This window comes from Streptomyces sp. NPDC004051, assembly GCF_053604275.1.
This window is the reverse complement of record NZ_JBSGHG010000026.1, coordinates 25,317-38,129: the sequence shown is the minus strand read 5'-3', so window position 1 is coordinate 38,129 and position 12,813 is coordinate 25,317. Positions and strand designations below refer to the sequence as shown.

At 72.3% G+C, this 12,813-nt stretch carries 8 protein-coding genes and 1 riboswitch; of the genes, 5 read left to right on the top strand and 3 right to left on the bottom strand.

What is annotated here, in order from left to right; all coding sequences use genetic code 11:
* Both ACWEQO_RS24105 and ACWEQO_RS24100 read right to left on the bottom strand, forming a co-directional pair.
* Complete coding sequence (locus ACWEQO_RS24105; RefSeq protein ID WP_452985189.1) at positions 1–969, bottom strand: ABC transporter permease; 969 nt, start codon at positions 967–969, stop codon at positions 1–3.
* Positions 970–989: 20 nt separating this feature from the next.
* Entirely contained in the window at positions 990–2,585 is a 1,596-nt protein-coding gene (locus ACWEQO_RS24100; RefSeq protein ID WP_452985188.1) for an ABC transporter substrate-binding protein, read from the bottom strand.
* Positions 2,586–2,762: 177 nt separating this feature from the next.
* Positions 2,763–2,971: riboswitch (cobalamin riboswitch) on the top strand.
* A gap of 30 nt (positions 2,972–3,001) precedes the next feature.
* On the opposite strand from ACWEQO_RS24100, the gene ACWEQO_RS24095 reads away from it, so the two are divergent.
* From ACWEQO_RS24095 to ACWEQO_RS24075, 5 genes are all read left to right on the top strand, one after another.
* The gene (locus ACWEQO_RS24095; protein WP_361453298.1) at positions 3,002–3,745 is read left to right on the top strand and encodes an energy-coupling factor ABC transporter permease; all 744 of its coding nucleotides are present in this window, start codon (positions 3,002–3,004) and stop codon (positions 3,743–3,745) included.
* A complete protein-coding gene (locus ACWEQO_RS24090) occupies positions 3,742–4,107 on the top strand; it encodes an energy-coupling factor ABC transporter substrate-binding protein (protein WP_452985187.1) in 366 nt (121 codons plus the stop codon). The genes ACWEQO_RS24095 and ACWEQO_RS24090 overlap by 4 nt, the downstream gene beginning before the upstream one ends.
* Before the next feature lie 6 nt (positions 4,108–4,113).
* Positions 4,114–4,863 (top strand): cobalt ECF transporter T component CbiQ, encoded by a 750-nt coding sequence (cbiQ, locus tag ACWEQO_RS24085; RefSeq protein WP_452985186.1) that lies wholly within the window; start codon positions 4,114–4,116, stop codon positions 4,861–4,863.
* Entirely contained in the window at positions 4,860–5,717 is an 858-nt protein-coding gene (locus ACWEQO_RS24080; protein WP_452985185.1) for an energy-coupling factor ABC transporter ATP-binding protein, read from the top strand. Before cbiQ ends, ACWEQO_RS24080 begins: the two co-directional genes overlap by 4 nt.
* Before the next feature lie 313 nt (positions 5,718–6,030).
* Positions 6,031–7,728 (top strand): eCIS core domain-containing protein, encoded by a 1,698-nt coding sequence (locus tag ACWEQO_RS24075; protein WP_452985184.1) that lies wholly within the window; start codon positions 6,031–6,033, stop codon positions 7,726–7,728.
* A gap of 47 nt (positions 7,729–7,775) precedes the next feature.
* On the opposite strand, the gene ACWEQO_RS24070 is transcribed toward ACWEQO_RS24075, so the two are convergent.
* Positions 7,776–12,803 carry a DNA repair ATPase gene (locus ACWEQO_RS24070; protein WP_452985183.1) on the bottom strand — a complete coding sequence of 1,676 codons (5,028 nt, stop codon included), beginning with the start codon at positions 12,801–12,803 and terminating at the stop codon, positions 7,776–7,778.
* Positions 12,804–12,813 lie beyond the last annotated feature (10 nt).

Here is a 12,813-nt window from a genome sequence, read left to right as displayed (position 1 = left end):
TCACATCTCCTCCAGCTTGACCCTCGGGTCGATCAGTCCGTACAGGAGGTCGGCGAGGAGGTTTCCGGCGAGGACGGCGGCGGTGGCGAGGGTGGTCAAGGCGGCCAGGAGGGGGAAGTCGACGGCGGTGGCCGCCTCGACGGTGGCGGCGGCGATGCCGGGCCAGCTGAAGACGGTCTCCACCAGGAGGGCGCCGGTGATGAGTTCGGGGACGCGGGATCCGATGAGGGTGAGCACCGGCAGCAGTCCGGAGCGCAGGGCGTGGCCGAGCAGGACGGTGCGTTCGGCGAGGCCGCGGGCGCGGGCGCCGCGCACGGGGTCCTCGGCGAGGGCGTCGCCGACGCCCTGGCGGACGTAGAGGGTGAACCAGGGCAGCTGGGAGATTGCGAGGACGCCGGCGGGCAGGATCAGGTGGCTGGTGACCTGGCCTGCGGTGACGTGTTCGCTGCCGGTGTCGGTGAGGCCGCCGGCCGGGAGGACGTCGAGGTGGAGGGCGAACATCCAGACGGCGAGCAGGGCGATCCAGAAGACCGGCGCGGCCTCCAGGGAGTAGGCGAGGGAGGTGACCGTGCGGTCGAGGAGCGAGCCGGGGCGGCGGGCGGCGAGGACGCCGAGCAGGGTGCCGAGGAGGACGGCGACGGCGAACGCGACGGTGCACAGCAGCGTCGACCAGACCAGCCGTTCGCCGATCGCCTCGGCCACCGGCTGCCGCATCACGCTGGAGTGGCCGAGGTCGCCGGTGACCGCGGAGGTCAGCCACTCCCACCAGCGGACGGCGAAGGACCGGTCCACGCCGAGGTTGTCGCGGAGCCGGTCCAGGGTTTCCTGGTCGGCGCCGAGGGCGGCGGTTCCGGCGTAGGCCTTGACGGGGTCGAACGGGGAGGCGGCGGCGAGGGCGAAGGCGCCGAAGGTGACGACGAGGAGGACGGGCACGGCGAGCAGGGCCCGCCGTGCCACGAGGTGTCCCATTGCCGCCCAGGGCAGGGTCTTCACTTCTCGGGCTGCCAGTCCTCGGCGTTCCACCAGGGGCCGCTGGCGAAGCCGTGCTCGTGCGGTTCGACCTGGGTGGTGAGGTCGCCCCAGCGGTCGGCGAGGACGTAGAGGTGGTCGATGTGGGTGAGGAAGGTGTAGCCGGGGTCCTTGACGAGTGCGCGCTGGAGGTCGTCGTAGGCGGCCTTGCGGTCGTCGGGGTCCTGGGCGCGGCGGCCGGTTTCGAGGGCCTCGTCGACGGCGGGGTTGTCGTAGTGGGGCATGTTGTTGAAGCCGTCGCCGGCGAGGGAGGAGTGCAGCAGGGTGTAGAGGCCGAAGTCGGGGTCTCCGGTGCTGCCGAAGCCGGCGAGGACGGCGTCCTTGCCCATGCGGGGTTCGATGACCTCCCAGGTGGCGCCCTCGACCTTGACGTCGATGCCGGCCTTCTTGGCGTCGGAGGCGTAGGCGAGGGCGTGGTCCTGGCGGACCTTGTCGCCGGAGGGGTAGAAGAGGGTGAAGGCGGCGCGGGCGCCGTCCTTGGCGCGGATGCCGTCCCGGCCGGCCTTCCAGCCGTCGCGGTCGAGGATCTTCTTGGCTTCGGCGAGGTCCTGGGGGCGTTCGACGTCCTTGGCGTACCAGGGGTCGTCGAGGGGCAGCGGTCCGTAGGCGGGGCGGCCGGCGCCGTCGAGGATCTTGTCGACCATGGCCTTGCGGTCGACGGCGAGGTCGAGGGCGCGGCGGATCGTGGTGTCGCCGGTGATCTTGTTCCCGGTGGGGAGGGTGACGGCGCGGAAGTCGTAGGTGGTGGCCCGGTACGTCTTGCGGGCGTCGTCGTTCTCGAAGGTGGCGGCGAGGTTGGGCGGGAGGGTCGCGCCGTCGAGGTCGCCGGAGCGCAGCCGGGTGGCGCGGACGTCGTCGTCGGCGATGATCGCCATGGTGAGCTTCTTCACCTTCGGCGCGCCGCCCCAGTAGTCCGGGTTGGCCTTGAAGGTGAGTTTCTCGCCCTTGCTCCAGCCGGTGAGGACGTACGGTCCGGTGCCGATCGGCTCGGTGTTGAAGGCGCCGGTGTTGGGGTCCTGCTCGCCCGCGACGTGCTCGGGGACGATGGGCAGGACGGTGCGGGCCGGGAAGGCCGCGTAGGGGTACTTGAGGGTGAAGACGACCTTGTCGTCGCCGTCCGCCTTGACCTCCTTGACGGCGTCCAGTTCGCTCTTGGCGGTGTTGTTGGTCCTGTCGTCGAGGACCGTCTCGTACGTGTAGACCACGTCTTCGGCGGTGAGGGGTTCGCCATCGCTGAACTTCACGCCGGGGCGCAGGGTGTAGGTGTAGGTGCGGCCGTCGTCGGTGATCTCGGGCAGCGCCTTCGCGAGGGCGGGCTCGAGTTCCAGGTCGGCGTCCCGGGCGAGCAGCCCGTCGAAGATCTTGGAATTGCCGTCCTTGCCGTAGCCGAGCAGCGGGCTCAGGGTGTCCGGCTCGTTGGGGACCCCGATCACCACGGAGTCGGCGGACCCGCCGCCCGCGGCGCCGTCCGTGCCGCCGCCGGGCGCCGAGCACCCGGCGACCGCGGCGGCCATGGTCGCCGCGACGGCTGCACCCTTTATTCGTCGGGTCGTCATCGAATGTCACACCTTTGCTGCCCGGATCTCGTTGTTGCATATTAGTTGCAGCAGGTTTCTGCCCAGCACCCCCTCCCCTCATTCCCGCGCTTCGACGGGCCGGGTCCGCCGGGCGCGCGCTGCCGGGCGCTGTCCGTGCGCCCCCCGGAAGTGCTTGTCAGCGGCCCGGGACGGGGTCTAGTGTCGCCTCGCCTTGGTGAACGGGAAATCCGGTGCGATACCGGTGCGGCCCTCGCCACTGTGATCGGGAAGTCCGGCTCCGGCCCCAGGCCCTGTCCCCCGACAGGACCGAAAGGCAGCCACTGGGTCCCCCTCGGACCCGGGAAGGCGGAGCACGGGCGGTGGTACCCGTCAGCCAGGAGACCGGCCAAGGCGCGTCAACCATCCACGAGGTGCTGGAGAGGGTCTGCCGAGTCATGCACATAGCCGAGGGTTTTCTACCGCCGGCGCACGCGGTCGCCTGGGGCGTCGCGTCGGCGCCGTTCGTCGTCCACGGAGCCCGGTCGCTCACCCGCGAAGTCAGGGAACATCCCGAGAGCACGCTGCTGCTGGGCGCGTCGGGAGCGTTCACCTTCGTCCTGTCCGCGCTGAAACTGCCCTCGGTTACCGGGAGTTGTTCCCATCCCACCGGTACCGGGCTGGGCGCCGTCCTGTTCCGGCCGCCGGTCATGGCGGTGCTGGGCACCATCACCCTGCTGTTCCAGGCCCTGTTGCTCGCCCACGGCGGGCTGACCACGCTCGGCGCCAACGTCTTCTCGATGGCGGTCGTCGGGCCGTGGGCGGGGTACGGGGTCTACCGGCTGGCGCGGCGGTCCGGGGCGCCGCTGATGGTGGCGGTGTTCTGCGGCGCGTTCGTCGCCGACCTGTCGACGTACTGCGTGACGAGCGTGCAGCTGGCGCTCGCCTTCCCCGACCCGGGCAGCGGGTTCGCGGGGGCGCTCGGCAAGTTCGGCTCCATCTTCGCCGTCACGCAGATCCCGCTCGCGGTGAGCGAGGGGCTGCTGACGGTGCTGGTGATGCGCCTGTTGGTGCAGTCCAGCAAGGGCGAACTGACCCGGCTCGGGGTGCTGGTGGCCGGGATCGGGAAGAAGACGGTGGGCGCGGGCGCCGGCTCTGACTCGGGCGCCGGCTCTGACTCGGGTGAGGCGGTGGCCCGATGAGCCGTAACGCGAAGATCAACTCCCTGTTGCTGCTCCTGGTGGCCGTGCTCGCCGTGGTGCCGCTGGTGTTCGGGCTCGGCGATCACAAGGAGGAGCCGTTCGCGGGCGCGGACGCGGAGGCGGAGATCGCGATCACCGAGATCGACCCGGACTACGAGCCGTGGTTCTCGCCGCTGTACGAACCGCCGTCCGGGGAGATCGAGTCGGCGCTGTTCGCCCTCCAGGCGGCGATCGGCGCGGGCGTGCTCGCGTACTACTTCGGACTGCGGCGAGGACGCCGGCAGGGGGCGGAACGGGAGCGGGGGGCCTCCACCACCGAGGCGGACGTCGACGACGCGGCCCCTACGGGACCCGGGGCCTGATCCCCCGTGCTGCCGATCGACGCGGCGGCGCACAGCAGTCGCTGGCGCCGCCGTCATCCCGTGGACAAGGCCGTGCTCGGACTGGGGCTCACCGTGCTGGCGATCTCGCTGCCGCCCTGGCCGGGCGCGGTCCTGGTGCTGCTGACCGCGCTCGCGGTGCTGCTGGGCCCGGCGGGGGTGCCGGGGCGGCGGTTGTGGCGTGCCTACCGGGTGCCGCTGGGCTTCTGCGTGACCGGGGCGCTGCCGCTGCTGGTGCGGGTGGGCGGGCCGGGCGGGTTCGTGGCCTGGGCCGACGACGGGCCGTTGCGCGCCGGGGAGTTGCTGCTGCGCACCTCGGCGGCCTCCCTCGGGGTGCTGCTGTTCGCCTTCACCACGCCGATGTCCGACCTGCTGCCGCGCCTGGTACGGGCCGGTGTGCCCGCTCCCCTGGTGGACGTGGCGCTGGTGACGTACCGGATGAGTTTCCTACTGCTCGCCTCGGTGCGCCGGGTCCGGGAGGCGCAGGCGGCCCGGCTCGGGCACACCGGCCGGGCGGCGGCCTGGCGTTCGCTGGGCGGGCTCGGCGCGACCGCGTTCGTCCGCTCCTTCGACCGGGCGGCGCGGCTGCAGACGGGGCTCGCCGGACGCGGTTACGACGGCACGCTGCGCGTGCTGGTGCCGGAGGCGCGGGTCTCGGTGCGCTTCACGGTCGGGAGCCTGGCCCTGCTCGTCGCGCTGGCCACCTTCGCCCTTCTCCTGGAAAGGCCGCTGTCGTGAGCGAGCCCGCACTGGTCGCGCTGCGGAACGCGTCCTTCGCGTACGAGGACGGCCCGGCCGTGCTCACCGGTCTGGACTTCGAGGTGCGGGAGGGGCGTGCGCTCGCCCTGCTGGGCCGCAACGGCAGCGGCAAGACGACGCTGATGCGGTTGCTGAGCGGTGGACTGCGCCCGTGCGAGGGCGAGTTGACCGTGGCGGGTCGGCCCGTCCGGTACGACCGCAAGGGGCTGACCCGGCTGCGGACGACCGTGCAGCTGGTGGTGCAGGACCCGGACGACCAGCTGTTCGCGGCGTCCGTGGGCCAGGACGTGTCGTTCGGGCCGCTCAATCTGGGGCTGTCCGACGCGGAGGTGCGGGCGCGGGTGACGGAGGCGCTGGCCGCGCTGGACATCACCGCCCTCGCCGACCGTCCCACGCACCTGCTCTCCTACGGGCAGCGCAAGCGGACGGCGATCGCGGGCGCGGTGGCGATGCGGCCCCGGGTCCTGATCCTGGACGAGCCGACGGCCGGGCTCGACCCCGACGGCCAGGAGCGGCTGCTCGCCACCCTCGACGGGCTGCGCGCGAACGGCACCACGGTCGTCATGGCCACCCACGACGTGGACCTCGCCCTGCGCTGGGCCGACGACGCGGCGCTGCTCACCCCGTCCGGCGCCCGCACGGGCCCCGCGGCCGCGATGCTGGCCCGTACGGACCTGCTCGCGGCGGCGGGGCTGCGGCTGCCGTGGGGGATCGCGGCGGCCCGACTGCTGCACCGGCAAGGATTGCTGGCAGATCCGGCCACCGGGCCCCGGACCCCGGAGGAACTGGCTGCGCTGACCGCGGAGCCCGCAGAGCCCGCCGACAGCGGATGACCCCCGCTCGGGCTTCCCCGCGCGGAGGGCCGGTTCACGAGCCCACGTCTCCACGGCTCCACCTTTCCTGCAAGCCGTCCGTATGGGCAGCCTGCTCGCAGGAGGCGGGCGCGTTCCGGCGCCCGGGTGCAAGCACCTTCCTGGCCCGGAAACTCACCTCTGACGAATTGCCACCCTTCCCAGCAACCGAGGCCGAGTACATTCGGGCAGTCCTGTGTTCCTCCCAGGCTGCCCTCTTCGCCCTTCTTCCCGGTCGGCCGGCCCGACAGCATGGGAACTTGACCTGTACGTGCCCACACGAGAGGAAACGGCCATGCATGCCGACAGGCAGCGACGCCTCGCGGAGTCAGACCACAAGCGGGGGCTTCCTCGGCGTGCCGACCAAGCCCCGGTCGCCTTCAGACCCGAAACGGCCGCCGCCGGGCGCATCGGACGGATGTCCCCCGCAGCCGCGCGCTCCCTCCAGCGGACGATCGGCAACGCCGCGGTCGCCCGGCTGGTGGAGCAGGAACGCCATCAGCACGGTGCGGACTGTGACCATGGCGCCGCCACACAGCGATTCGCCGATGACCAGGCCGTGCAGCCCGACGCCATGGCCCAGGTGGATGCGGTGACGCGGACCTCGGGCAGCCCGATGCAGGCGGACGTCCAGCGCAAGATGGAAAGCGATTTCGGCGGCGAGGACTTCAGCGATGTCCGCGTTCACGTCGACCGCAGCTCGACCGAGGCACTCGGGGCCAAGGCCTACACCACGAAGACCAACCGCATCGTCTTCCGCAGTACGGCCGACATGGACGACCACACCATGCGCCACGAACTGCAGCACGTCCGCCAGCAGCGAGTGGGGCGCGTCCCCTCGGGCGTCAGCCACCCCACCGACGCTTTGGAGCGCGACGCCGAGAGCACAGCGACCAGGCTGGGGCAGGAGGCAACGGGCGTGCAGCGTGCCACGGCCGGGGAGCACAGCCACACACCGGTGCCGGCACCGGCCCAGGACGGCGCCGTCCAGCGGATGGTGCTCAAAACCTCGCGTGACTTCTACCAGAAGTGGGCCGGAGAAGGTCCTCCCCTGACCTCGGCTCAGAAGACTTGGGTGTGGGAGGAGCTCCGCAAGCTCACGCGCAATGAGACGGAGTTGAGGAAGCTGCCGACCGACTCGGCTGTGAAATTGCTGACCGACAACAGTGTGACCAGGGATGCGATGAACGCGGAGTTGGGGCACAGCGCATCGGCTGCGCAGCACCCTGCGCCCTCGGAGTCCATGGAGCAGTACGAAGAGCAGGCCAGGGCCGCTGTCCTCGATGCCGATCGCGCCTGGCGAGCGCAGCAGTCTCAGATGCCCGAGCTGGAGACGGCAACCTTCAACATCGAGGGTCTCGGCCGAGGAACCGTCGCGATGCTCAAGAGCCCCTCCGGTCCCCGGCACTCCCACATGCTGTCGTGGTTCTCCCACGGTTATGAGGACAAGCACCGCATCACCGTCGGCACCGAGAGGCAGTACGGCTTCGCCGTTCAGGAAGAGCGGAGCCTGAACCGGATCGGGGCCACCGCCGAGGTCTTCGCGTCGCTGCCCGATGCCTTTGCGAACGCCGGGGTGGAGCCCACCAAGAACGCACCGGGTGAGTACGTCCGGCCCCACCACGCCACCGAACTCTCGCTGGAGATCGACCGCGTGATCGGGCTGGTGGACCACTGCGACGTGGCGGTCCTGCTGGACTTCCAGTGGTCGGACGAGGTCGCTGCCCAGTTCGCCGCCGCGAAGGAGGCCGAGACTCCGCCACTGCCCGTCATCATCGAGAACGCGCAGGCGTTCAAGAAATACAACGCGTTGCTGATCTACGCCTGCCGGACGCCGTGGTCCGTGAACGCAGCGGTCGAGGGAAGTAAAAAACTGAAGGAAAACCTGCAGAAAGAGCTCATGGCCCAGGAGAAGCTCTCCGCCGACGAAGCAAAGAGGAAGGCGGAGGAGAGGTACGAAGCTTCTCCCCGGGCGGGCGAGGTCTACCAGTAGGAAACCGTTGTTTCCAGCTTTCGCTCTTTGCTGGTGGGGCCGCCTGTTCACCACCCCCTCTCCGGCTGCGGGTCTCCGTTTCCTTCCGGTCGCCTCCGCGCCGGCCGCCCCTCCGGCCGGGTCGCCCCGTGGTCCACCGGGGCGGCCATGAGGCGGCGGGGGTCGGCTGCCCGGGTGATGGCCGACTCGACGGCGGCGATGCGGTCGCCGAGGAGGGCGAGGGCGGCGACCGCGCGGGTGAGGGCGTCGTCGTCGGGGCCGCCGAGGGTGCGGGTGCGCAGGTGGGCGGCCTTCACCTCGTCCCAGCGGTCGGCCTGCGCGGGGGTGAGGGTGCCGCGCAGTTCGGCGAGTTTGAGAAGGTTCGCCTTCGCGCCGGTGGTGAGGGTCTGCGCCTCGGCCGTGTAGTGGTCCTCGAGGACGGCGGTGAGTTCGGCGTCGTTCATGACCGGCTGGATCCGCTGGGCGATCTTGTTCATGTTGCGGTAGGAGCCCTGGAGGCGGAACGGCGGCTCGGTGCGGGCGTCGTCGGACTGGGCGGCGGAGGCGATGTAGGCCGCGTTGACGGCGAGGACCGTGCGGCGGGCGGTGAGCAGGTGGCGCAGTACGGCCAGGACGCGGTCCAGTTCGGTGGGGGCGTAAGGGTGGGTGAGCCGGTCGGCGTGGGCCGTGGGGTCGCCCTCGGCGAGGCGGATCAGCAGGTCGAGGTCGGCGCGGTCGCGTCCGGCGAGCGGGGCGAGGACCGGGTTGGCGGTGAGGGCGTTCTCGATGAAACTGGCCGCGAAGGCGTCGTCCTTGCCGGTGAGGACGTCGCCGAGGTTCCACACGTCGGCGCGGTTGGCCAGCATGTCGGGCACCCGGAAGAGTTCGCCGGACTCGGTGTACGGGTTGCCGGCCATGCAGACGGCGAACCGCTTGCCCCGCAGGTCGTAAGTGCGCGGCTCACCCTCCCACACGCCCTCCACGCGGCGGGTGGCGTCGCAGAGCGGGATGAACTTCTGCAGGAGTTCGGGCGAGGTGTGCTGGATGTCGTCGAGGTGGAGGAGGGTGTTGTTGCCGGCGGCCAGCGCGAAGTTGATCTTCTCGATCTCCTGGCGTGCGGTGGCGTTCGGCGCCTCGGCCGGGTCGAGGGAGGTGACCGTGTGGCCGAGCGCGGGGCCGCTGATCTTCACCAGGACGAGGCCGAGCCGGTCGGCGACGTACTCCATGAGGGTGGTCTTGCCGTAGCCGGGCGGGGAGAGCAGGAGCAGCAGTCCGCCGGTGCCGGTGCGTGCGGACTCGCCGGTGGTGCCGAGCTGTTTGGCGAGGCTGTCCCCGATGAGGGGGAGGTAGACCTCGTCGACCAGGCGGTTGCGGACGAAGGTCGACATCACCCGGGGGCGGTGGTCGTCCAGGCGCAGCCGGGTGCGTTCGGCGTCGACCAGGGCGGTGCGGCGACGCTGGAAGGCGCGGAAGGCGGGGGTCTCGTGCTCCCTGAACTCCTGGGTGCGGGCGAGGAATTCGTCCAGGCGGAGGGGCAGGCGGCGGTCGGTGATGCGGGGGTGGGTGCCGAGCAGGCCCTCCACGGTGGTGGTCAGGGGTGCGTCGGACTCGTGGCGGGGCTGGTCGGGGCAGAGTTCGGCGGCGACGGCCTCGGCGAGGTCGCCGGGGGTGAGGCGGGTGCCGGTGGCGGTGGCGTACGCGGAGAGCCAGGCCTCGACGAGTTGGCGGCGGGCGTCGAGGTCGGTGAGGGCGGGCAGGTCCTCGTCGTAGGCCTCGGTGGCGACGGTGCGGCGGAACTTGTCGAGCAGGGTGCGGGCCTGCGCGCTGATGACGAACCCGTCGGGGCCGGTGGTGAGTTCGTCGAAGAGGTAGGCGGCGCAGGCTTCCGGTCGGGCGGTCGCGCCGGGGTGCCGGTCGGCGATCGTGCGGGCGAGTTCGGTGTGCAGGTCGGCGAGTGCCGGGGGCGGGCCGAAGGCGTCGCGGACCCGGGCCAGGGAGCGGGCGCGGCGGGTGAGGTCGGCGCGCTCGGCGGCGGTGGTGGCGTGGGTCCAGTGCAGCAGGGCGAGGGCGCGGGCGGCGGGCTCGTGGCGCAGGGCTCCGGCGCCCTCGTGCAGGCGCAGCACGGCGGTGAGGATCGCGGTGGCGTCGTGGTCGTGGACGCCGCGCTCGTACCCCTCGTCGTAGGCCTCCTCGGCGGCCCGGCGCACCAGGGCCTCGAGGTCGTCGGCGCCGTTCAGGGCGGTGGGGCCGTGCTCGTGCAGGAGGCGGGCGGCGAGGTGTTCGGCGCGGTAGACCTCGGGCGACTCGGACGGCAGGTGCCGCTCCCAGTGGCGGCGGCCCTCGGTGAGGGCGGGGTCGGTGACGGGGCTGCGGTAGTCGGTGCCGGTGAGGGCGAAGGCGAGGGTGTCGCCGTGCGGGACGACGGTGAGGTCGAGGGGCTGGGTGGTGACGGCGAAGCGGTGGTCGCCCAGGCGGATGGCGCGGCCGCCGTCGGCGTAGAGGTCGGTGCGGTCGCGCAGGGCGCGGGCGGCTTCCTGCCGGGCGGAGCGGAGGCGTCCGTCGAGTTCCTCGGCCCGGACCCGGTCGCCGAGTTCGCGCAGTTCACCGGCGGTGCGGCGGACCTTGGCGACCAGGGGGTCGGAGGCGAAGTAGGTGCTGACCTCGTCGGGGTCGGCGAGGGTGGTGGAGCGGCGGGCGATCGTCGTGAGGACGCGGTCGGCGGCGGAGGCGAGCTGTTCGGCGCGGCGGGCGCGGGCGTCGGTGAGGCTCTGCTTGCGGGCGGCGAACGCCTCGTAGATCTCGGTGCGCTGCTCGGCGAGTTCGCCGAGGACGTCGTCGAACTCCGCGAAACGGGACTCCAGGGTCTCCAGCTGGGCCAGTACACGCGTCAGTTGTTCGTCGCAGGACTCGGGGTCGGGGGCGCCGGCGAGGGCGCCGGTGACCGTCTGGCCGAGCAGGGCGATCTCGGCGGTGAATCCGGCGCGTGCCTCCCGGTCGCGCAGGCCGCGCCGGCGGGCGTCGAGGGTGGCGCGGGCGCGGTTGACGCCGCCGAGGGCCTCGGCGACGCGTTCCAGTACGGCGGTGCGGACGGTCGCGTCGCCGATGTCGAGGCCGGCGACGACCTCGGTCACCGTGCGCAGTCCGTCGGCGAGTTCGTCCAGACGGGCGGCGACCGGAGCCGCCTCGGCGGCGGCGGTGATCGCCTCCGCGTCGGCGACCAGGCGTTCGACGTCGGTGTGGTGGGCGGCGAAGGCGTCCTCGTGGGCGAGGTGGGTGACCGCGCGCTGCCCGAAGGAGGCGAGGTCGTGCCCGGCGTCGGCGGCGAGTTCGTCGATGCGGGCGTGGTCGGCGTACCGCATCTCCTTCAGGGTCAGCAGATGGCCCTGGGCGTGGCGGAGTTCGGTGAGTCCGGCGACCCAGGCGGTGGCCTCGCGGGGCTGTTCCCCGCGCAGCCGGCGTACCACGGAGGCGATGCGCCCGGCCGCCTCGTCGAGTGCTTCGGCGGCCCGGCGGGAGAGGTCGCGTACGGTCTCGAACTCGGCCAGGACCTGTTCGGCGGTGCCGCGTACCTGCTCCAAGGGGGCGTGCAGGTCGCCGAGTTCGGGGTCGGCCAGCCAGTGGTGGGTGTCCGCGGTGCGGACGCAGGCGGCGACCAGGGCCTCGTACACCTCGGTCGTCGGGGTGGTCTCGGTGACGGAGCGGACCAGGGACAGGCAGTCGGAGACGCCGCGTACGAGGTCGGCGTTGCCGACCCGGTCGAGGGGGCCGTCGCCGACGGGCTGCGCGGCGGCGTGGGTGTCGGAGACGTAGGGCGAGTGCCACAGCTGGAGCGGGTGGACACGGGCCGGGTCGTCGCCGTCGGGCCGCAGCAGGGTGAGCGCGCCGTCGTCGAACAGGGCCCAGCCGTGGCAGGTCAGCGGGGTGGCGACCTCCTCGCGGATCACGTTGTACGACAGCAGCAGGGCACGCCCGCGGCCGGGTGCGTGGAAGGCGTACAGCACGTCCTCGCCGTTGGGTGAGCGCACCTCGCGCTCGAACTCCATGCCGGTCGTGTCGAGTTCGTACGTCTTGTGGGGGCCGGCGGCCAGGCAGTAGCCGCCGGGGAAGACGATGCCCTGGTCCTCGGGCAGGCGGCGGCAGCCCTGTCCGACGCCGTCGAGGCGGACGACGGTCCGGGTGAGGGTGTTGAAGACGAGGTGGCGGTGCGCGGTCTCCTTGTAGGGCAGGACGCGCAGCAGGATCAGGGCGCCGACCCGGGCGTAGGAGATCTCCGCGTCGGCGAGGGACTGGAGCGGTTCGTCGACCGGTTCGCTGTGGATGCCGTCGGGGGTCTCGGTGTCGCTGTGCGTCCTGACGGTGAGCGTGCCGCCGAGGGTGTCGACGAAGACCTCGCCCTGGACGGAGACGTGCGGGTGCCGGCCGAGGACGTGGTCCTCGCGGGTGGTGCGGGTCCACTCGATGTCCGGGGCCGGGGTGCGGGCGTGGTCGCGGTCGCCGCGCGCGTCGAGGAAGGCGGCCCGGCCGTCCTCGGTCACCGACCAGCGCAGGACGCGGATGTCGCCGGCCTTCTCACCGGTCTGGAAGACGGCGAGCAGCTTGCCGTCCACGCGGCGCAGCCGCAGCAGGCGTGCCTGGCGGTAGTAGCGGTGCAGGGCGGCGAACTCCCGCACGAAGGCGGGGTCGTCGAGGAGCCCGGGCACGGCGTCCTCGGGCAGCCGGCCCAGGTCGCGGTCGTGGACGGCGAGGACGTCTCCGACGGCGGTGTCCGTGTCCGGGCGGGGCCGGGCGCCGTAGCCGAAGAGGAGCACGTCTCCCACGGCGACGATGTCGCGGGGCACGCTCGTGCGGTCGGTGCGCAGTCGTTCGGCGCCGGTGAGGCGCAGTTCGGTGGAGCCGAACGCCTCGATCCGCTGCCGGTTCAACGCCTCGGTGCGGCGGGCCAGTTCGGCGGCCTGTGCGGACAGCCGGTCGCGCAGCACCTGGTAGGTGCCGCCGTCGACCGGCCCGTGGAGGCCGGCGGTGGGGCCGGTGCCGCCGTCGGTGTCGGCCGGGGCGTGGGCGCGGGTGTCGGGCGTCTCGTGGGTGCCGGTGCTCATGGCCGCCTCT